Here is a 19733-nt window from a genome sequence, read left to right on the forward strand (position 1 = left end):
TATCCAGAAGGCCGGTGCTGCCGCGCGGTTCGGAGGCCAAACCTGAGGTCGATGTTATAGGTCGCCTCAGCTTGGGGCGATACAATTCATCAGGCCAGACTTACAAGAAATTTTATATTTGAACCGGCAAGCCGGAGGCGCGATGCAAGAGGTGGACCTTACTCTCACGCAGACTTTTTTCCTCGTCGCACAGGAGGGCACCTATTCCGCCGCGGCGCGCCGGTTGAACATCACCTACCAATCGGTGGCCAACCACATCCGGCGCCTCGAGCAGCGCGTCGGCGAGAAGCTGGTGGTGGCTGGGCGCGGCGCCAAGTCGATCAAGCTCACGCCGCGCGGCACCAGCCTTTACCGGCTGCTGGCGCCGGAATTCGATGTCATGCTGACGCGCCTGGGCAGCTTGATCGATAAGGAGCGGCCAGTCATCCGTATCGGGATGCCGCACGCGATCTTCTACTACCTGCTGCCGCCGGTGCTGACGAAGTTTCGGCGGATGTATCCCGACGTCGAGATCGTCGGCTACGAAAAGGACGTCTCGCTGCCAGAGCTGATCCGCAACGGCTCGTTGGATGTCTGTTTGAGCGAGCGCTATTTTGGCGACACCGTGATTCCGCAACGCGTGCTCTGCCACTATCAGCCAGCGCTGGCGTTCCCGTCGAGCTGGCCCGCGCCAGCCGATGAGAAGGCTGTTCCGGAATGGGCGCTTGGACGGCCGCTGGTGACATATGAACCCGGCCAGATGCTCCGCAATATCGCACTGGACTATTTGTCGGTCGGCAACGAGCAGCCCAAGGTCGCGGTGTCTACCTCGACCAGCATGAGCGTCAAGCGTTGCGTCGATGAAGGCCTGGGCTTCGCATTGCTGCCCACCTGGTGCATCGACGAGTCGGATCGGCGCCTGAACTGTATCGCGCTTCCCAATGCGCCGAGGATTCCCATCTATTTCGGCGAAGCCATGTTCCTGAAATCGAATCCGTTCGTCCGTTCGCTTCACAAGCTTTGCCTGGAGATTTTTCCCACTATCATCGAAGAGCGCGCGGGCCGGTGGAGCTCCCTCAACGCAAGCAGGCCGAAACGCGCGCGCTCCGCTGTCCGAAGCTGAGGCCTTTCATCCGTGCCGGGCCTGACCCGGCATAGCCAGTCCGCCTGCGTCAGATTGTCAGGGTTCGGCGGTGATTATTTTTCTCTTTTTTCCTCCGGAAGGGGTAAAAAATCGAAGAGTTTTCACCCACTCTCCTCATAGACTTGATCACGTCATCAGTGGCCACCGACTTCCCGTGGAAGCGCTGGCCGTGCATCCACGGAGATTGAAGTTCATGAGGGAAAGCACTCAACTCGTCAGCGCAGGCCGGCATCCGGAACGTTTTGGTGGCCTGGTGAATACCCCCATCTGCAGGGCATCGACGATACTCGCGGGCAGCATGGCGGAATGGGAAGGCATGAAGCGCGCCCGCGCCGCGCAAGAGCCGGGCGCCACCACCTATGGCCGCTATGGAACCGCCACCGCCCACGCGTTCGAGGAAGCCATGGCTGCCCTGGAAGGCGGCCACCGCTCGTTGGTCTTTCCCTCGGGCCTGGCGGCCATCGCCACGGCGCTCACCGCCTTGCTCAAGGCCGGCGACCATATCCTGGTGTCGTATAGCGCCTATTCCCCGACCCGCTCCTTCCTCGATCGCGTGCTCAGCCGTTTCGGGGTTGAAGTACAGGTCTACGACCCTGCTTGCGGCAAGCGCATCGAATCGCTCATGCAGCCCAATACGCGCGTCGTATTTGTCGAATCACCGGGTTCCGAAACGCTCGAAATCCAGGATATTCCCGCCATCGCGGCCGCCGCGCACGCGCGCGGCGCCTTTGTCGTCATGGACAATACCTGGGCCACGCCATTGTTCTTCAAGGCCTTCGAGCATGGCGTCGATGTGTCTATCCACGCCGCGACCAAGTACATCGTGGGCCATTCGGATGCCATGCTTGGCGTGGTGACCTGCAACGAAGCCGCCTGGCCCAAGGTCAAGGAGACGACGCAGGAAATGGGCCAGACGGCCAGTCCCGACGATATCTTCCTGGCGTTGCGCGGGCTGCGCACCATGGACGTGCGGCTACAGAAGCATATGGCGTCGGGAATCCGCGTGGCCCAGTGGCTGGAGCAGCAAGCCGAGGTCGAGGCCGTGGTGCATCCAGCGCTGCCGTCGCATCCGGGTCATGCCATCTGGAAGCGTGATTTCAGGGGGGCGAGCGGGCTTTTCACGGTAGTCCTGCGCGCAAGCGATGATGCATCAGTCGCCGCCTTTGTCGATACATTGCATCATTTCGGAATCGGCGTGTCCTGGGGCGGATATGAAAGCCTGGCCATACCGTTCAGTCCGGGAAAGCACCACGGCGATCGCTGGCCTCACAAGGGCAAGGCAGTACGCATGCATGTGGGGCTGGAGGACCCGGAAGACCTGATCGCCGATCTGAAGCAGGGTTTGGCTGCGATGGTTGCCTGCCAGGCTGCGCAGCAGCAAGATACTCGGAAAGACGTCGCCCGCTCGGCTTGAGCCTCACCCATTTTTGACTCTGCCATTACTGGAGATATACATGAGCAAGATGAAGATCACCGGGTCCTTCGTGGCCCTGATTACGCCCTTCAACAAGGACGGCAGCCCCGACTACGAAGCCTTCCGCGAACTGCTGAAGTTCCAGGAAGACAACGGCACCAGCGCCGTGCTCATCATGGGGTCCACGGGTGAGGTTTCCATGCTGTCGCAAAAGGAGCGTCAGGACATCATCGTCGAAACCGCGAAGATGAAGACCGGCAAGATGAAGCTCTTCTATGGCTGCACCGGCAACAACACCGAGGCCACCATGGATTACCTGCGCTTTGCGCGGGCCAACGGCGCCGATGGCGCCATTCTGGCCGCGCCCGCCTACATCTGCGCCTCCGAATCGGACATCGAAAGCTATTTCCTCGAAATCGCCGACGCCACTGACTTGCCGCTGGGCATTTACAACAATCCGCCGCGCGTCAAGAGCGACCTGCACTGGGACCAGCTGCTGCGCATCTTCAAGCACCCGAACTACGTGGTCCACAAGGAATCCACCACGCGCGTGGGCCAGGTGGCGCAGGTGCTATATGGCGCGCCCGACGTATCCGTGATGTGCTGCGATTCGCCCAATCTGGGCCTGGTCGTGCCGACCATGAGCCTGGGCGGCCATGGCACGGCCAACATGACCGGCAACATTGCGCCAGCAGAGTTGACCGAGATTTCCCAGCCCTGGACGTCGCCCGAAGTCAGCTTCAGCTTCCGTGAGTCCTATTTGCGTAATCTGCAATTGCTGCACTACTCGTACTCGGCCATCAACCCCGTGGCCATCAAATCGCTGATGAAGGCCGTGGGCCTGCCGGCAGGCGAACTGCGCAAGCCGCTGCGCGCGCTGGAAGGAGAGCCCTTGCTCAAGGGCCTGCGCGCGGTCAAGGCGCTGGGCCTCGACAAGAAGTACGGCTGGAATTCGCTGCAGCTGAAGGCCGCCTGATCCCTTGCAGGACGAGTCCGGAAAGGACGCGTGTCGGAAGAGTGTCCGCCTTGCGGCTTCCTGATGACGGAACTCCTTTCCGGCCATTTCATGTCATGGCTTGGGCTGCGCCTTTGCAATAGGAAACGCTATGGATTTGGGAATTCGAGGCCGCCATGCGCTGGTTTTCGGCGGCAGCAAGGGAATGGGCCGCGCCTGCGCCCATCAGTTGGCGAGCGAAGGCGTCAACGTGACCATTGCGGCGCGCACGGAAGGCACGCTGGCCAAGGCGGCTGATGAAATCACGGCGGCCACGGGAACCCGGGTTCGCTATGCGGTTGCCAATATCACCACGGACGAAGGGCGGGAGGCGGCGCTTGCGGCGTGCCCCGCGCCCGATATCCTGGTCAACAATGCGGACGGGGCGCCGCCCGGCGATTTTCGCCAGTGGACCCAGTCCGACTGGCATGCGGCCCTGGACGCCATGGCCCTCGGGCCGATCGACATGATCCGGCGGGTCGTTGACGGCATGATGGACCGCCGCTTTGGCCGCATTGTGAACATCGTCTCACGCAGCGTCAAAACGCCGCAGCTTGAACTCGGCCTTTCCAATGGCGCGCGCTCCTGCCTGGTGGGTTTTGTTGCGGGCCTGGCCCGCCAGACGGTGCGGCACAACGTCACCATCAACAACCTGCTTCCAGGCGTCTTCGCCACCGATGCGCAGCGGCATCACATAGAAGGAATGCTGGAGCCAGGCGGCAAGAGTTTTGAACAGCTGTGGACGGAGCGCGGATCCAACAATCCTGCTGGCCGCTACGGCGAGCCCGAGGAATTGGGCGCGCTTTGCGCATATATCTGCGCTGCTCAATCCGGCTATATATGCGGACAGAATATCTTAATAGACGGCGGCGCCTATCCAGGCACCTACTGATTCGCCTACGATCATCCCCGCTTTCCACACCCCCCTCTTTCATGGATTGCGGGTCCGGGGAGGGGAGCGGTACTCGTTGCCCAACCATTTTCAATGAGATCGTTCGTCATGCGTAATACCCCATTTCGTTCTCGCCGCTTTTGCATGAAAGGCATTGCGGCCGTTATCGGTGGCTTGGCCGTGCTGGGTGCGGTACAGGCGCAATCGAAGTCGGACGCCTCCTATCCCAGCCGTCCGATTACCATCGTGGTGCCTCACCCTCCTGGCGGTTCGGTCGATGGCCTCGCCCGCATATTTGCCGTGAAGCTAGGCGAGGAACTGAAGCAATCGGTCATCATCGACAACAGGGCGGGGGCGTCGGGGATGGTGGGCGCGGGCGTGGTTGCGCGCGCGGCGCCGGATGGCTACACGCTGTACCTGAATGCCTCGATCCACAACATCAACCCGCTGCTTTATGGGAAGAAGATGACCTTCGATGCGGTGAAGGATTTCACCCCCATCAGCGGTCTGGCCCAGGGCGCATTGATATTCGGCGTAAACAACGATGTCCCTGCGAAGACCGTGCAGGAATTCGTCGGCGCGGTGAAGGCAGCTCCCAACAAATACAATTTTGCAACCACGGGCTTTGGTTCGGCGGGGCACCTCGCCATCGCGCAGTTCGCATATGAAGGCGGTCTTTCCGGTCTGCAGATCCCGATCGTTCTCTATAAAGGCGGCGGCCCTGCCTTGACCGATCTGATCGGCGGACAGGTTCACGCGCTGGCCGATCCGATGCTCTCCTCGTTGCCCATGGTCAAGTCGGGAAAGATACGTGCGTTGGCGGTAACCGGCGACAAGCGCAGCCCCTTGCTTCCGGACGTTCCGACAATGCGCGAAGCCGGGCTGAAGGATTTCGAGTTTTATTCCTGGTATGGCCTATGGGCGCCCGCCAAGCTGCCGGAGCCGATACTCAAGACGCTGGAAGTCGCCACGCAGAAAATCATGACGTCCGCCAGCATGAAGGAGCAGCTCGACAACCTCGGTTTTGAAAGCTCCTACAGGAACAGCGCGGACTTCGCGCAGTACATCCAAGCCGAGACGGCCAAATACAGCGCCATCATCAAACAGGCCAATATCACCGCCGACTGAAGCGCTTTCCCAAGAACCAGAGCGCCCCATCGAGGGGCGCTCTGAGCGCTGAGGCAAAGCCGCGTCCGGCCTCGAGCCAGACGGCTATGCGGCACGATCCAATTTGACGATTGCCGGTACCTCCAGGGCCTGGACCAAAGGTGCGGCTTCTTCCCAGCGCATCACCTCCACCAGCGCGGACTGGGCACTGCTTCCCTGAGTCAAGCGGGAAGTGCCCACGTCGATCGTCAACACGTTGGGGTTGCCGTGGATCTCCAGATTCTCGTCGGCAGCGTCAAACCATGCTCCCGTGGGCAAGGCCACCACGCCAGGCTTGAGATCGGCGTCGATAACCGCGGTCGCAAGACACGCGCCACGGTCGTTGTATACCTTGACCAGATCATGTTGGCCGATGCGCCGGGCTTGTGCATCCGACGGCGCGATGCGCAGAGCCTCCCGGCCATTGACCTTGAGGTCCACCGATGTCTTGCCGCCGTCCATTTGGGAATGGAGTTTGCCCGCGGGCTGCGGGGTGAGCAGGTGTAGCGGCCACCGGGCCGCCTTGGGTGATCCCAGCCATTCGTCCGGCGCCAGCCAGCTGGGGTGGGGCGGGCAGTCGGCGTAACCGAATCCGGCGATTTTCTCCGAATACAGCTCGATGCGACCTGACGGCGTACGCAGCGGATTGCCCGCGGGATCGCGACGGAACTCCTCGAACAGCACAAATGGTTTTTCAGGCTCGGGAATTTCCACGAACCCCCGGCTCCAGAAAGCATCGAAATCAGGGGCCATATAGCCACTGCCGCGCCATTCCTTGGCCATGCTTTCGTAGATTTGCCGCACCCACTCCATCTCGCCTCGGCCTTCGGTAAAGCCATGTTCGTAGCCGCCCAGCGCGGCCAGTTCCCGGTATATGTCGAAGTCATTGCGGCTGGAGCCGATCGGCGCCAGGGCCTGATGCATGGCGAACACGTGGCGGTCGCGCGTCGACCCGCCGATGTCGTTTCTTTCCAGCGTGGTGGTGGCTGGCAGCACGATGTCCGAGCGGCGCGCCATGGGAGTCCACCAGATCTCGTGGGCGACTATCGTTTGCGGCCGGCTCCATGCCCGGCTGAGGCGGTTCAGGTCCTGCTGGTGATGGAAGGGGTTGCCGCCGGCCCAGTACACCATCTTGATGTCCGGATAAGTACCTACCCGCCCATTGAATTCGTAGCGCTGGCCAGGATGCAGCAGCATGTCGGTGACCCGGGCAACAGGAATCACCGAGCCGGTCGGATTGCGCCCCGATTCCATGGCAGGCCCCGCAATCTCCATGCGCGGGTTTCCGGCGCCGTTCATGGAGGCATGCCCAAACGCAAAGCCTCCGCCAGGCAGCCCGATATGCCCCAACGCAGCGGCAAGCGCAATGCTGGCCCAATACGGCTGTTCGCCGCGATGGGCGCGTTGCAATGACCATGCGCACGTCAGCATCGTGCGAGTGTTGCGGGCCTGGCGCGCGAGCGCGCGGATCGTATCGGCCGGGACATCGCAGATCGCCTCGGCCCATTCGGGCGTCTTGGGGGTTCCGTCCGTCTTGCCTTCGAGATACTCGCGCAAGGTCGGAAATCCAACGCAATGGATCTGGAGGAACTCCTCGTCGTGGATGCCATCGGCGATCAGCGCCTGGATCATTGCCAGCATCAAGGCGGCGTCCGTGTTGGGACGAATGGGAATCCAGCGCGCACGCACGCCCGGAGGAACATCCCCCCTGGTTGGGCTGATGACCACAAACTCTATGCCCGCCGCCACCGCCCGTTCGAGCTGGCCGGGCACGGGATGGTCCCCGGCGCCGCCCGAGGTGATCTGCGTATTGCGTAACGGCATGCCGCCGAATGCGATCAGCAGCCGCGTATGGTTCGTGACGCTGTTCCAGTCTGTCACGCGGCCCGTCACCGGCGTATAGGTGCCGATCACATGGGGCAGCAGGAACTGCGCCGTGCCCCAGCTATAGTTTCCCGCTTGATTCGTAAAGCCGCCGCCGGCGTTCAGGAACCGGTGCGTCTGAGTGCGCGCATGGTGCAGCCGGCCTGCCGACGACCAGCCATATGAGCCGCCAAAAATGGCCTCGCTGCCATGCTCTGTCCTCACGCGCTGGAGTTCTGAATGGATTGCCGCAAGGGCGTCGTCCCAACTGACCTCTACATAGTCGTCACGTCCGCGCTCGCTCCCGTCGCACAAGTGCCGATCGCGCAGCCATCCCTTCCGAATGGCTGGCCGGTTCACCCGTAGCGGCGAGTGGACCATGGCAGGCATCGATTGCAGGATGCTCGAGGGGGCGCTGTCGTGGGCGAACGGTTCGCAATCGATCAGCCGGCCGCCTTGTGTGACCGCGGTGTATGCGCCCCAATGAGAGAGCGAGGGGAAGCGGCGAATCTGTTCAGACATGATTTGACGGGGTTCTGGCCCAGGGCTCGCGCATTTCAAGAATCCGGACCGATTGCGAATATTCAACGCGCAATCAATGCTAACAACACAGCTGGTGAATTTTCTTTCCATTCGCGCGGGTTGGCGTCAAAACAATGAAATAAATTTCACTCCGGTACCCTTTATTCTTGAATCCGGTCAGGCGTGGCGCCGTCGGGCTCCGCCTTCCGACTACGCCGCAGATATCACGATCGACCAAGAAAAACACGCCCATGAAAGTTCTCATCCTCGGATCTGGCGTAGTCGGCGCCGCAACGGCCTACTATCTCTGCCGCGAAGGCCACGAAGTCGAAGTTGTGGAGCGCCACTCGGCGGCAGGAATGGAAACAAGCTTCGGCAATGCGGGCGGCTTGTGTCCGAGCTTTGCCGCGCCCTGGGCTGCGCCGGGAATGCCGCTCAAGGTATTGAAGATGGCGTTGAAAGCCGACGCCCCTGTGCGCTTTTCGCTTTGGCCGGAATTTGAAAGGCTCCGTTGGATCAGGCGATGGCTGATGGAATGCAATGCGCCGCGATTCCGCATCAACAAACTGCGCATGCAACGCGTGGCCCACTATAGCCTCGCTTGCCTGAAACAGCTGATGGCCGAGACGCCGATCGGCTTCGATTTCCATGCGGGCGGCGTGTTGCAGCTATTCCAGACCGAAGCGGAGTGCCAGTACGGCAATATTGCCGCCAGCGCACTGAAGGAGTTCGGCATCCCCCACGGTGTGTTGAATGGACGCGATGCGCTGGCGGTCGAGCCGGCCTTGCGAGACGCCACCGCCAAGATCGCGGGCGGCCTTCATTTGCCGTCCGATGCCTCGGGCGATAGCCATATCTTCTGCCAGGCATTGACCGCCTGGCTTCAGCGTGCAGGCGTGAAGTTCCGCTTCGATACCGATGTGCGGCGCTTGCTGCATGAGGGCGGACGGGTGGTGGGCGCCGAGACCTCTGGCGGCGTGCTGAAGGCCGATGCCACGGTTGTCGCCTTGGGCAACCAGGCTCCGGCATTGCTTGCGCCGCTGGGGATCAGGCTTCCCGTCTATCCACTCAAGGGCTTTTCGATTACCGCGCGGGTGATCAATGCTGATCAAGCGCCCAACATGTCGGTCATGGATGAACACAACAAGGTCATGATTTCCCGACTGGGCAACAGAATCCGCGCGGCGGGCATGGCCGAATTGGTCGGCCATGACTTGTCATTGAAGGCGGGCCGCAAGGATGTGCTGGTCCGAGTGGTGCGTAGCCTGTTCCCAAATGGTATCGACTACGAGAACGCCACCTTTTGGGCCGGCCTGCGCCCCATGACGCCGGATGGCCCCCCCATTCTCGGAATCTCGGGTTGGGACGGGCTGTTTCTCAATAGCGGGCATGGCTCGAACGGTTGGACCCAGGCCTGCGGGACATCCCGAGTCGTCGCGGATCTGGTGTGCGGTCGCAAGCCTGAAATCGACCTCGAGGGGCTCACGATCGAGCGCTTTCGTAGGTAGCATGCCGATTCAACCCAGGAAACCTACAGGTGGAAATCGCCCGCGGCTTCCGGCTGATAAAGCACTTTCCTGATCCCGATCCGGCGCGTTCGGTCCGAAATCCGCCAGTCGATGGCGTCCCCTTCCTGATAGCCCAGGATGGCGGCGCCGACGTCGGAACAGATGGAAAACTTTCCGGCGCCGCTGTCAGCGTCTTCTGGGTAGACCAGGGCCACTTCCATTTCTTCATCGTCCAGTTGCAGCAAGGCCCTGGAATTCATCGTGACCACGTTCCGCGCCACCTGCTGCGGCTTGACGACGATGGCCCGCTCTAGTTCGTGCTCGAGTTCGACAATAGTCGGGCCTTGCTCGAGTTCGATCAGGCTCTTGAGCCGGGCCTTGTCGATTTCAGTGATGTAGATATCCGTGGAGTCGCCAACGGCGCCTTCGCGCAAGAGCCGGAGATAGCGCCCCGCAGTTATGGAAAACGACTTCAGTGTCGCCGTTTCGCCTTCAAGCAGAAAACCGCTGCGCAGAAAGGTTTTCAGTGAGCGTGCGTTGTCCGGATGGATCTTGGCGATGAGCTTCTCGGCTCGCATGTCGAGGAAGGCCAGCTTCATGCCTTCGCGGATCGTGCTGGCGCCAAGGTTTTGGCCCCAGTTGTCGCTGTCTCCGATCACCAGGACGATCTCGCAGTCCGGGCCGGTCTTGACGAGGCGCACGAAACCGACGGGGACGTCATGCCGGTCATAGGCCATGAAGAACCGGCCGCCCTGGTTGAACAGATGGGTCAAGATCGGCAGTTGAGTCCGATCGATGGCTTGCTCGATGAAGCGGGAGACGTGGCGCGAATCGCTCAGGTAGCAGGTAACGCGCTCATCTTCCAACCAATCCATCAGAGTCAGCGCGTGTGCCCGAGTAATTTCCGGGCACAGCGAAATGAAAGGCTTGTTCATCTTCACCACACTTATTTGTAAAGGATGAAAGCCCTTCATGGCGACGGCCATGACGGTTCTTTCGGCAAACCGCGCATTTTAAGCCGGAACGCGATTGGATGCCGGATGATCCACCGTCTCTAGGCCTCCCGCCCATACTTTTCCATCTTCCACCGCGCGCGCGGACCGCGCTGCGTGTACTCGCGCCGATAATCCGCCGGCGTCAGACCGAACTTGCGCTTGAAGGCGCGGCGGAAGGCCGCGACGTCCAGATAGCCGCAGTCATTGGCAATATCCTCCACCGAACGCAGCGTCACCTCCAGCCACATCTGGCTTTTCCGCATCCGTATGTCAGTGAGGAATTCATGAGGCGTGATCGCCAGGTGCATCCTGAACAGGCGCGCCAGGGTTCTCTCGCTGACGGCCGCATGCTGCGCGGCGTCGCCTATCGTCACCGCTTCCTGCGCATGCGCCAGCAGCCATTGGGCTGCCCGATATAGCGGGCTGTCGCGTGTGAGGCCGCTGACCTTCTCTATGGGCAGCGTCGATGCAATGGACTGCCTCGCGGGATCGAAGACGAGCTTGTCGCGCGAGGCGCCGGCCAGTCCGGCGATACCCGTGCGGTCCATCAGCTCAAGCACGCAGTCATAGGCCAATGAAGGCGTCCCGGCCAGCAGGATGCGCTCGCTGGCCCAGACAATCGGATCATTGGCGATGGCCAGGTCCGGATGGGTGCGCGCGAAGCCTGACTGGTACGCCCACTGCACCGGCGCTTGCATCTTGTCCAGGACGCCCGCCGCCGCGACCAGCCAGACGCCGGTGCCGACCGCGCAGACATAGCGCTTGTCCGCCACGGCGCTGCGGATTTCGCGCAGCACGGCTTCGTTGCTTGCCACGCAGGCGCGCAGCTGCGGCACCGAGACCGTTTCCAGGGGCGGCACGAAGATGGCGCGCTCCATTGCCGAATCCGGTGCGCCCGGCGGCAGGAAGCATTGGTGTTCGGATGCAGAGTCCGTTCCCGCCGGCGAGGTTGCGCCCGCGCAGCGCCATGTCACCACATGGCCGGACGCTTGCCCGCTGCGGCTGCGGGCAATGCCGTTGGCGGTGCGGAAAGTATCGATCGCGGCATGGATGGGGCCGTTCAGCCTGCCGGCTGGCAGCAGCAGGTCCACATGCAGAGGGTAGTTGTCTGGAGCGGCACCCATGATGTCTGTTTGGAGCGCGGTGTTTCCGCAAGGGATCGAACAAAATCAACACGCAGATATTAGATCAACCGATCCCTCCGAGGAGCTTTCCGTGCCTTACGCAACCGCACCCGACGACACCCGCATCTATTACGAAACCCATGGCGACGGCGCGCCCGTCCTGTTCATCCATGGCGGCGGCGGCAACACCATTTGCTGGTACCAGCAAGTGCCATTCTTTGCCGGGAAATACAAGGTCATCGTGATGGACCTGAGGGGGTTCAAGAACTCTCCCTGCGCGCCGGAGCGCAACCATCCGCGCCATTACCCCGCAGACGTGCTGGCCATACTCGATCAGGAAGGCATAGGCAAGGTGAACCTCGTGTGCCAGTCGCTGGGCGCATGGGCCGGCCTGCCGCTGGCCGTGAAACACCCCGAGCGCGTCCAGACGCTGTTCATCAGCGGCTCGCCGACGCCCGCCTATTCGCCCGAGACCTGGGAGATCCTGCGCAAGGCCGGCAAGACCTTCGATGACGGCCGCCATGACCCGCGCAGCAAGAGCATCGGCTGGAACCGCAAGAACGTCGAAGCCCGGCCCGAGATGCTGCACCTGTATGGCTGTATCAAGGCGCTCAATCCCAAGGGCTTCCTTGCCCTCACCATGCAGGCCGACGACGTCAAGATCCACCCGGCCGAATTCGCGGGCTACCGCGTGCCGACCCTGATGACGGGCGGCAGCCACGATGATTTCCTCACGCCGGAAAGCCACCATCTGGTCGCGAGGCTGCTGCCTGGCAGCCAGAAGTACACCTTTGAAGATTCCGGCCACTCTCCGTACTTCGAAACACCCGGCGAGTTCAACCGCGTGGTGCTCGAGTTCCTGGATGCACACAACTAGTTCCTGATCCTGCAAGGAGGAGACAAGATGGCTGCCATCAAAAAAACACTGGAATTCGGGCTGGCTTGCACCATGGCGCTGAGCAGCTTCGCTGTCATGGCGCAAGCCGACTATCCGAACCGGCCTATCCGCTGGATCGTTCCTTCGCCGGCCGGCGCGCCTATCGACGCCATTGGACGCAAGCTGGGCGAACTCATGTCCGCGCGGCTCGGTGCTCCCGTCGTGATTGAAAACAAACCCGGCGCCGGCAGCACCATCGGCGCTACCGAAGTCGCCCGGGCCAAGCCCGACGGCTACACCTTGATGTTGAGCGTGGGCGATGCGCTCATCTCATCGGTCGTGACCATGAAGGTGCCTTATGACCCGTTGCGGGACTTCACGCTGATCAGCAAAATAGCCGCGTCAGGCCCTGTGCTCATCGCGAACAAGTCCATGCCGGCCGGCGATCTGGCCGGGGCGGTCAAGGAGGCCCGGGCCGCGCAGGTTCCCCTGGCCTATGGGTCATATGGCCCGGGCTCATACCCGCAGCTGATCATGGAGAGCCTGGCCAGGCAGTCTTCGGTAAAGTTCATTGAAGTCCCCTACAAGGGATCGCCACCGGCGATGACCGATCTGCTGGGCGGGCAACTGGCGTTCACCTTCACTTCCACCAGCATTGCCGCGCCCATGGTCGCGGACGGCAAGGTCAAGGCCATCGCCGTCATCGGCGACAGGCGATCAGCGCTGCTGCCAGAGGTCCAGACCTTCGCCGAAGCGGGATACGACGCCTTCATATTCAAGAACAAGGCCTGGGTCGGCTTGAGCGGCCCCGCCGGCATGCCTGCCGACGTGGTGCAAAGGCTTGCGGCGGCGGCGCAGCAGGTGGTGCGCGATCCGGCGTTCGGCAAGTATTTGGAGAACATCGGCTTCGATGCCGTAGGCAATTCGCCGGAGGAATTCTCGCGTGAGTACCGGGCGGAGTACTCGGTTGTGCCGGGGCTCATCAAGGAGCTTGGCGTGATGGCGCATTGAGCTGGGGACGGACTGCCTTCACCAGCGGTGACTCTCTGATATTGATTTAGTATCAAATCTCAAATTCTTAATATTAGACACCCCCATCAAGCACGCCTAAAGTCATCCACTGGACCATAAGGCCAGGACCGCCGCCTAGAGCGGCCGGCCTTCCACCCAAGGAGACTTCCATGCAACACCGCAGACATATGCTGACGGCCATGTTGGCCGTGGCCTTGCTCGGCGCCGCCGGCCATCAGGCCGTCGCGCACGCCGAGACCTTCCCCTCGCGGCCGATCAAGTTCGTCGTGCCGTTCGGCCCAGGCAGCGGCACCGATACCTCGGCCCGTTATTTCGCCCGCCAGCTTCAGGAACTGACCGGGCAGCCGGTGGTGGTGGAGAACAAGCCGGGCGCCAATGGCTTCATCGCGGTGAAGAACGTGCTGTCGTCGCCGGCGGACGGGTACACGGTTTTCATTGGCAGCAATTCGACGCTGGCGGTCAATGCGGCGCTCTTCAAGGCGCTGCCCTACGACCCGGTCAAGGATTTCGCGCCGTTGACCATGATGATGCGTTCGCCCGCCATGCTGGCCGTCAGTCCGCAGGCGCCGTACGGCACCTTGAAGGACTTGATCGCGTATGCCCAGGCCAATCCGGGCAAGGTGAATTTCGGCGCGGGTTCGGCCGGTTACCAGTTGATGGGCGAATTGCTGAACGACAGCGCCAGACTGAAGACAGTGCATGTGCCGTTCAAGGGCGCCGGTGAAGCCATCATGGCTGTGGCCGCGGGCACGGTGGACTACACCTTCGCCGAGGTGACGGCGGTGCAGGAACTGGCCAAGGACGGCCGCGTGAAGGTGGTGGCGGTGGCGTCGGACCAGCGTGTCGGGACGTCCCCCGACGTGCCGACGGCGACCGAGGCCGGCCTGCCCGGATTCGAAGCCTATACCTGGGTCGGCGCGATGGTCAGCGCCAAGACGCCGGCTGAGCAAACCGCGCGCCTGGCCGAGCTTTTCACGCGGATATCCAAGTTGCCGGAAACCCGCGCCTTCTATGAACGCCTGGGCGCCACGCCGATGACGGGCGGCCCTGCGCAGATGCACGAATTCCAGCAGAAGGAAATCGCGTTGTGGCAGCGCATCGTCAAGCAGGCGAACGTCCCCCAACAATGAAGGAAGAGGCGGCCATGACGGCACCAGCCCTGCAGAATGTGAAGGTCCTTGATCTGTCGCGCGTGCTGGCCGGCCCTTGGGCCGCCCAGACGCTGGGCGACCTGGGCGCAGAAGTGATCAAGGTGGAGCGGCCGGGCATGGGCGACGATACTCGCGCCTGGGGGCCGCCCTACGTGACCGATCCCGCTGGACAGCCTACCGGCGAGTCCGCCTATTACATGTGCGCCAACCGCAACAAGCAGTCGGTCAGCATCGATTTCACCAAGCCGGAAGGGCAGGCGCTGGTGCGGCAGCTGGCGCAGCAATGCGATGTGCTGATCGAGAACTTCAAGACCGGCGGCCTGACGCAGTACGGCCTGGACTATGCCTCGTTGAGCAAGCTGAATCCGCGGCTGGTGTATTGCTCGGTCACCGGCTTTGGCCAGGATGGTCCGTATGCGCATCGCGCCGGCTACGACTTCCTGATCCAGGGCATGGGCGGCCTGATGAGCATCACGGGGCATCCCGACGGCGCGCCCGGCGGCGGTCCCATGAAGGTGGGCGTGGCGCTGACCGACATCCTCACGGGGCTGTACGCCAGCACCGCCATCCTGGCGGCGCTGCAGGCGCGCCAGCACACCGGACGCGGCCAGCATATCGACCTGGCCCTGCTCGACGTCGGCGTGGCCTGCCTGGGCAACCAGGCGATGAACTATCTGTATGGCCAGCAAGCGCCGCGCCGCATGGGCAATGCCCATCCCAATACGCTGCCGTATCAGGACTTTCCGACGTCGGACGGGCACATGATCCTGGCGGTAGGCAACGATGGGCAGTTCGCGCGCCTGTGCACAGCCATCGAACGGCCGCAATGGGCCGAAGATCAGCGTTTCGCACGCAACGCGGCGCGGATTGCGCATCGCGACGAACTGATCGAGGGCTTGCGCGCCATCACCGTCACCCGCAGCACGCGCGAATGGATCGCCCTGCTGGAGCAACACGGCGTGCCCTGCGGGCCTATCAATAGCGTCGCGGACGTGTTCGAGGACCCGCAGGTCCAGGCGCGGGGCCTGCGCATGAGCATGCCGCATCCGCAGGCGGGCGAAGTGCCGCTGGTCGCCAGCCCCATCCGCCTGTCGGATACGCCAGTGAGCTACCGCCACGCGCCGCCGCAGCTGGGCCAGCATACCGACGCCGTCCTGGCCCGCCTTCTGGGCCTGAGCGTCGAGACCCTGCATACGCATCGAATCAATGGAGTCCTGGGATGAGCAGTCTGAATTCACTTGCGTTGCCGCTGACTCGCATTCCACCTGAAGACGAGGCCCTGCGCCCCGCCGTCCGCGCCTTCCTGCAGGAGGCCGTGCGCGACATGCCGGCGCATATCCGGGCGCGGTCCTGGGGCGGCTACGACACCGCATTCAGCCGGCGTGTGGGCGAGCGCGGCTGGATCGGCCTGACCCTGCCGCGCGAGTATGGCGGCGGTGGACGCAGTGCATTTGCGCGCTATGTGCTGGTGGAAGAGTTCCTCAATGCCGGCGCGCCTGTCGGGTCGCACTGGATCGCGGATCGGCAAAGCGCGCCGCTCATCCTCAAGTACGGCACCGAGGCGCAGAAGCGCTTCCACGTGCCCCGCATCTGCCGGGGCGAGTCCTTCTTCTGCATAGGCATGAGCGAACCTAACTCGGGGTCTGACCTGGCCAGCGTGCGCACGCGCGCCGTGCCCAACGACCGCGGCTGGCTGCTCAATGGCCAGAAGATCTGGACCACCAATGCCCATCACTGCCAATACATGATCGCCCTGGTGCGCACCTCGGGCGGACCGGAGGACCGGCACAAGGGACTATCCCAGGTCATCGTCGACCTGTCCCTGCCCGGGGTGACGGTTCGGCCGATCGAGGATCTGTCGGGCGACAGCCACTTCTGCGAAGTGTTCTTTGACAACGTGCAGCTGGACGCGGACGCGCTGGTCGGCGACGAAGGACAGGGCTGGGAGCAAGTGACGGCCGAACTGGCGTTCGAGCGCAGCGGTCCGGAACGCTTGTACTCCAGCATCGTGCTGTTCGATCAATGGCTGGACTATGCGCGCCTGCCGCCCAATCGCACGCCCTCGGCGCAGCGGCTGGCGGGCAAGGTGCTGGGCCAGCTGACGCCGCTGCGGGCCATGTCGGTATCGGTGCAGGAGAAACTGACGCGCGGCGCCAGTCCCATCGTGGAGGCGGCGTTGGTCAAGGAGTTGGGCACCACGTTGGAACAGATGATCCCGGCCTGGATTGCGGAAGACCTGTACTCGCGCGAGGCCGAGGACATTCCGGTGGAATTGCTGATGACCTTGAAATACGTGACGGAGGCTTCGCCCTCGTTTTCCCTGCGAGGCGGCACCCGCGAGATCCTGCGCGGCATGATCGCGCGCGGCCTGGGCCTGCGCTGAAGGAGCATGACATGAGCGATAACGATCTTTACGCCGATGCCGCGCGCCAGGTGCTGGCGGACCATTGCACGCCGCAGGCGGTACGCGACAGCGAGGCGGGCGGCGACGCTGTCCGCAGGATCTGGCAACAGCTGGAGGCGGCGGGCCTGGCCGATGCGCTGGTCGGCGAAGACGAGGGCGGCTCCGGGCTGAGCCTGGAGCAGGTGTTCGGCGTGCTGGAGCAATGCGGTGCCCACGCGCTGCCCTTGCTGCTGGGAGAGACCATGATTGCGCGCGCGCTGCTCCCGGCCACGCAGCGGCCGGCAGGCAGCATCGCCTTGGCGCGCGGCGAGCAACGGGTGGATGGCGCCTGGCATTGCGCGTTGGTGCGTGGCGGCACGGTGGCTGACAGCGTGCTGGTGCAGGCCGGCGGGGCCTGGCGCTTGCTGGACGCCGCGCAGGCGCGCCGCACGCCGCATGCGTTGGCTCTGGACGCCGCCATGAGCTGGGACCCGGCCGAGGTCGCGGCCGCGCCGCTCGCCCCGATCGATGCGTCGATGGATATCCGGACCTTGCAGGCTTGCGTGGTCGCGCCGCAGATGGCGGGCGCGCTGGGCAGCGTGCTGGAGCGCACCCTGCAATACGCCAATGAACGTCAGCAATTCGGCCGGCCCATCGGCAAGTTCCAGGCCATCCAGCATCAGTTGGCCGTCATGAGCGAACATGTCTGCGCCGCGCGCATGGCGGCGCAGCTGGGTTGCCACGCCGAAGGCGTGACGCCGGACCGGCTGCGGGTCGCGGTTGCCAAGGCGCGCTGCAGCGAGGCGGCGCTGGTGGTGGCCGAGCTTGCGCACGCAGTGCACGGCGCCATCGGCTTTACGGAAGAATACGATCTGCAGCTCTACACGCGCCGTCTGCATGCCTGGCGCCAGACCGCGGGCAGCGAGGCCTACTGGCAGGACGTGGCCGGCGCAGCACTGTTCGCGCACGCAGGGCCGACCCTGGACCTGGTGCGCACGATTACCGACGTCCCGGCGTAAGCCCGGCTTTCAGGAGATTCTTGCATGGCCTTTCTTCAGATAGAACGCGAGGGCGGCATTGTCGTCGCCACCATGAACCAGCCGGAAACACGCAATGCGCTGACCGGCAACACCGCCATCGAAGAGATCGTGCAGCTGTGCGCGGACATACGCCAGGACGCGGGCGTGAAGGTGCTGATCCTGACCGCCGCCGGGCCGATCTTCAGCTCGGGCGGAAACGTCAAGGACATGCGCCGCTACTTCGACGATGCCCTGACCCCGGAGCGCATCTGCGAGGAGTACCGCCAGGGCATCCAGCGCATTCCGCTGGCGCTGCATGGCTTGGACGTGCCCGTCATCTGCGCCGTCAACGGCCCGGCCATCGGCGCCGGCCTGGACATCGCCTGCATGTGCGACATCCGCATCGCCGCCGACACGGCCACGTTCGCCGAAAGCTTCGTGCGTGTCGGCATCGTGCCGGGCGATGGCGGCGCCTGGCTGCTGCCGCGCGCGGTGGGCATGGCCCGTGCCAGCGAAATGGCCTACACCGGCGAGGCCATCAGCGCGCAGGATGCGCTGGCTTGGGGCCTGGTCAGCCGGGTGGTTCCGGCGGCGGAGCTGCTGTCGACCGCCAAGACGTTGGCCGCGAAGATCGCCGCCAATCCGGGCGGCGTCATGCGCATGACCAAGCGCCTGTTGCGCGAAGGCCAGCAAAGCAGCCTGGCGTCCTTGCTGGAGTTGTCGGCTAGCTATCAGGCGCTGGCTCACAAGACCGCCGAACACCATGAGGCCGTTACCGCGTTCATTGAAAAGCGCGCGCCGAGGTTTTGAAGGGCGGCGTTGCCGATGCCAGGTTGCATCGGCAACGCCGGATGGCGTCAGTGCGTGACCATCATGTGCAGGCCGCTGCCCAGGTGCGCGGCGCCGTCGATCTGCAGCAGCTGGCCCGTCATCAGGTGGCCGGCCGGCGTGGCCAGGAAGGCAACCAGTTCCGCGACTTCTTCGATCGATGTGGCCCGGCCCATCGGCGTGGCGGCGACCAGGCGGTCCAGCATGGCCTGCGCGGCCTCGCCGGCCAGCCCTTCCGTGATCACTGCTCCGGGGCCGATGCAATTGAGCGCGATGTCGTCAGCGGCCCATTCCAGGGCCAGAGTCCGAGTCAGGCCCAGCACGCCGGCGCGCGCGGCGATGGAGTGGGCGATTCCCATGGAGCCGCGGTCCACGCCCGATAGCGAGATATTCACCACCGCGCCCTGGCGAGCCTTGAGGAAGGGGTAGGCCGCCTTGGTCACGACGAAGACGGCGTTCAGATTGGTGTCTATCACCGCATCCCAGCCCTTGCGGCTGATCTGCGCGGCAGGCGCGAAGAACTGGCCGCCGGCATTGTTCACCAGCAGGTCGATGCCCTGGCGTTCGCCCACTTCGGCGATCAGCGCCTCGATGGCGGCGGTATCGCGGATATTGGCGCAGGCATGGCTGAAGTCGCCGGTCAGTTTTTCGGCCATTGCGGCGGTTTCCGCCAAGGGCTCTTCGCGCCGCCCCACGCCGAACACGTCCATGCCCAGCGCCAGCAAGCGCAGGGCGATGCCGCGGCCGATGCCGGAGCCGGCGCCAGTAACCAGTGCGCTGCGGCCGACCAGAACGCCGGGCCGCATGACCTGGGTGGATTCCGTGCAAGTGTCAGATTTCATGAGGTTTACCTGAAAGTAGG

17 protein-coding genes are annotated in these 19733 nt (G+C 63.4%); 13 read left to right on the forward strand and 4 right to left on the reverse strand.

The genetic code is table 11. The features are described 5' to 3' along the window. Nucleotides 1-142 precede the first annotated feature (142 nt). The 5 genes from FOC84_RS16410 to FOC84_RS16430 all read left to right on the forward strand — a co-directional run bounded on the left by FOC84_RS16410 (nt 143) and on the right by FOC84_RS16430 (nt 5551). The gene (locus FOC84_RS16410) at nt 143-1102 is read left to right on the forward strand and encodes a LysR family transcriptional regulator (RefSeq protein WP_173145343.1); all 960 of its coding nucleotides are present in this window, start codon (nt 143-145) and stop codon (nt 1100-1102) included. A 214-nt stretch (nt 1103-1316) separates the two neighbouring features. Beyond that, entirely contained in the window at nt 1317-2537 is a 1221-nt protein-coding gene (gene metC, locus FOC84_RS16415; protein WP_173150189.1) for a cystathionine beta-lyase, read from the forward strand. A gap of 40 nt (nt 2538-2577) precedes the next feature. Further along, nucleotides 2578-3513 carry a 4-hydroxy-tetrahydrodipicolinate synthase family protein gene (locus FOC84_RS16420; RefSeq protein ID WP_088158300.1) on the forward strand — a complete coding sequence of 312 codons (936 nt, stop codon included), beginning with the start codon at nt 2578-2580 and terminating at the stop codon, nt 3511-3513. A 130-nt stretch (nt 3514-3643) separates the two neighbouring features. After that, entirely contained in the window at nt 3644-4423 is a 780-nt protein-coding gene (locus FOC84_RS16425) for an SDR family oxidoreductase (protein ID WP_173145344.1), read from the forward strand. Nucleotides 4424-4531: 108 nt separating this feature from the next. Next, nucleotides 4532-5551: a Bug family tripartite tricarboxylate transporter substrate binding protein gene (locus tag FOC84_RS16430; protein WP_254241986.1), complete on the forward strand. Its 1020-nt coding sequence runs from the start codon at nt 4532-4534 to the stop codon at nt 5549-5551. 84 nt (nt 5552-5635) lie between these two features. Here the strand turns inward: FOC84_RS16430 and FOC84_RS16435 are convergent, their stop codons facing one another. Continuing rightward, nucleotides 5636-7954 carry a molybdopterin-dependent oxidoreductase gene (locus tag FOC84_RS16435; protein ID WP_173145345.1) on the reverse strand — a complete coding sequence of 773 codons (2319 nt, stop codon included), beginning with the start codon at nt 7952-7954 and terminating at the stop codon, nt 5636-5638. A 251-nt stretch (nt 7955-8205) separates the two neighbouring features. Between FOC84_RS16435 and FOC84_RS16440 the strand changes: the two genes are divergently transcribed. Beyond that, nucleotides 8206-9462 carry a D-amino acid dehydrogenase gene (locus FOC84_RS16440; RefSeq protein ID WP_173145346.1) on the forward strand — a complete coding sequence of 419 codons (1257 nt, stop codon included), beginning with the start codon at nt 8206-8208 and terminating at the stop codon, nt 9460-9462. A 23-nt stretch (nt 9463-9485) separates the two neighbouring features. Here FOC84_RS16440 and FOC84_RS16445 read toward each other — a convergent pair whose 3' ends face one another. Then, a complete protein-coding gene (locus FOC84_RS16445; protein WP_173145347.1) occupies nt 9486-10448 on the reverse strand; it encodes a bifunctional GNAT family N-acetyltransferase/nucleoside diphosphate kinase regulator in 963 nt (320 codons plus the stop codon). A 68-nt stretch (nt 10449-10516) separates the two neighbouring features. Next, the gene (locus FOC84_RS16450; protein WP_173145348.1) at nt 10517-11581 is read right to left on the reverse strand and encodes a GlxA family transcriptional regulator; all 1065 of its coding nucleotides are present in this window, start codon (nt 11579-11581) and stop codon (nt 10517-10519) included. A 91-nt stretch (nt 11582-11672) separates the two neighbouring features. Here FOC84_RS16450 and FOC84_RS16455 point away from each other — a divergent pair, with 91 nt between their 5' ends. From FOC84_RS16455 to FOC84_RS16485, 7 genes are all read left to right on the forward strand, one after another. Beyond that, entirely contained in the window at nt 11673-12458 is a 786-nt protein-coding gene (locus FOC84_RS16455; protein ID WP_173145349.1) for an alpha/beta fold hydrolase, read from the forward strand. Between the two features lie 27 nt (nt 12459-12485). After that, entirely contained in the window at nt 12486-13469 is a 984-nt protein-coding gene (locus tag FOC84_RS16460; protein WP_173145350.1) for a Bug family tripartite tricarboxylate transporter substrate binding protein, read from the forward strand. Between the two features lie 170 nt (nt 13470-13639). Further along, nucleotides 13640-14620, forward strand: a complete 981-nt coding sequence (locus FOC84_RS16465) for a Bug family tripartite tricarboxylate transporter substrate binding protein (protein WP_173145351.1) — start codon at nt 13640-13642, stop codon at nt 14618-14620. Beyond that, complete coding sequence (locus FOC84_RS16470) at nt 14617-15864, forward strand: CaiB/BaiF CoA transferase family protein (RefSeq protein WP_173145352.1); 1248 nt, start codon at nt 14617-14619, stop codon at nt 15862-15864. The genes FOC84_RS16465 and FOC84_RS16470 overlap by 4 nt, the downstream gene beginning before the upstream one ends. Beyond that, entirely contained in the window at nt 15861-17024 is a 1164-nt protein-coding gene (locus FOC84_RS16475) for an acyl-CoA dehydrogenase family protein (RefSeq protein WP_173145353.1), read from the forward strand. Before FOC84_RS16470 ends, FOC84_RS16475 begins: the two co-directional genes overlap by 4 nt. 11 nt (nt 17025-17035) lie before the next feature. Beyond that, nucleotides 17036-18043, forward strand: a complete 1008-nt coding sequence (locus FOC84_RS16480) for an acyl-CoA dehydrogenase (RefSeq protein ID WP_173145354.1) — start codon at nt 17036-17038, stop codon at nt 18041-18043. A gap of 24 nt (nt 18044-18067) precedes the next feature. Continuing rightward, nucleotides 18068-18853 (forward strand): crotonase/enoyl-CoA hydratase family protein, encoded by a 786-nt coding sequence (locus FOC84_RS16485; protein ID WP_173145355.1) that lies wholly within the window; start codon nt 18068-18070, stop codon nt 18851-18853. Between the two features lie 47 nt (nt 18854-18900). Here the strand turns inward: FOC84_RS16485 and FOC84_RS16490 are convergent, their stop codons facing one another. Beyond that, entirely contained in the window at nt 18901-19713 is an 813-nt protein-coding gene (locus FOC84_RS16490) for an SDR family NAD(P)-dependent oxidoreductase (protein ID WP_173145356.1), read from the reverse strand. Nucleotides 19714-19733: the final 20 nt, after the last annotated feature.

It is taken from the genome of Achromobacter pestifer (assembly GCF_013267355.1).
GTDB lineage: Bacteria > Pseudomonadota > Gammaproteobacteria > Burkholderiales > Burkholderiaceae_B > Achromobacter > Achromobacter pestifer_A.

Coding starts and splice junctions, on each gene's coding strand:
- FOC84_RS16440 (WP_173145346.1), top strand. CDS start 8,206: ATGAAAGTTCTCATCCTCGGATCTGGCGTAGTCGGCGCCGCAACGGCC.
- FOC84_RS16490 (WP_173145356.1), bottom strand. CDS start 19,713: ATGAAATCTGACACTTGCACGGAATCCACCCAGGTCATGCGGCCCGGC.
- FOC84_RS16410 (WP_173145343.1), top strand. CDS start 143: ATGCAAGAGGTGGACCTTACTCTCACGCAGACTTTTTTCCTCGTCGCA.
- FOC84_RS16420 (WP_088158300.1), top strand. CDS start 2,578: ATGAGCAAGATGAAGATCACCGGGTCCTTCGTGGCCCTGATTACGCCC.
- FOC84_RS16480 (WP_173145354.1), top strand. CDS start 17,036: ATGAGCGATAACGATCTTTACGCCGATGCCGCGCGCCAGGTGCTGGCG.
- FOC84_RS16485 (WP_173145355.1), top strand. CDS start 18,068: ATGGCCTTTCTTCAGATAGAACGCGAGGGCGGCATTGTCGTCGCCACC.
- FOC84_RS16465 (WP_173145351.1), top strand. CDS start 13,640: ATGCAACACCGCAGACATATGCTGACGGCCATGTTGGCCGTGGCCTTG.
- FOC84_RS16470 (WP_173145352.1), top strand. CDS start 14,617: ATGAAGGAAGAGGCGGCCATGACGGCACCAGCCCTGCAGAATGTGAAG.
- metC (WP_173150189.1), top strand. CDS start 1,317: ATGAGGGAAAGCACTCAACTCGTCAGCGCAGGCCGGCATCCGGAACGT.
- FOC84_RS16435 (WP_173145345.1), bottom strand. CDS start 7,954: ATGTCTGAACAGATTCGCCGCTTCCCCTCGCTCTCTCATTGGGGCGCA.
- FOC84_RS16450 (WP_173145348.1), bottom strand. CDS start 11,581: ATGGGTGCCGCTCCAGACAACTACCCTCTGCATGTGGACCTGCTGCTG.
- FOC84_RS16445 (WP_173145347.1), bottom strand. CDS start 10,448: ATGGCCGTCGCCATGAAGGGCTTTCATCCTTTACAAATAAGTGTGGTG.
- FOC84_RS16430 (WP_254241986.1), top strand. CDS start 4,532: ATGCGTAATACCCCATTTCGTTCTCGCCGCTTTTGCATGAAAGGCATT.
- FOC84_RS16460 (WP_173145350.1), top strand. CDS start 12,486: ATGGCTGCCATCAAAAAAACACTGGAATTCGGGCTGGCTTGCACCATG.
- FOC84_RS16475 (WP_173145353.1), top strand. CDS start 15,861: ATGAGCAGTCTGAATTCACTTGCGTTGCCGCTGACTCGCATTCCACCT.
- FOC84_RS16425 (WP_173145344.1), top strand. CDS start 3,644: ATGGATTTGGGAATTCGAGGCCGCCATGCGCTGGTTTTCGGCGGCAGC.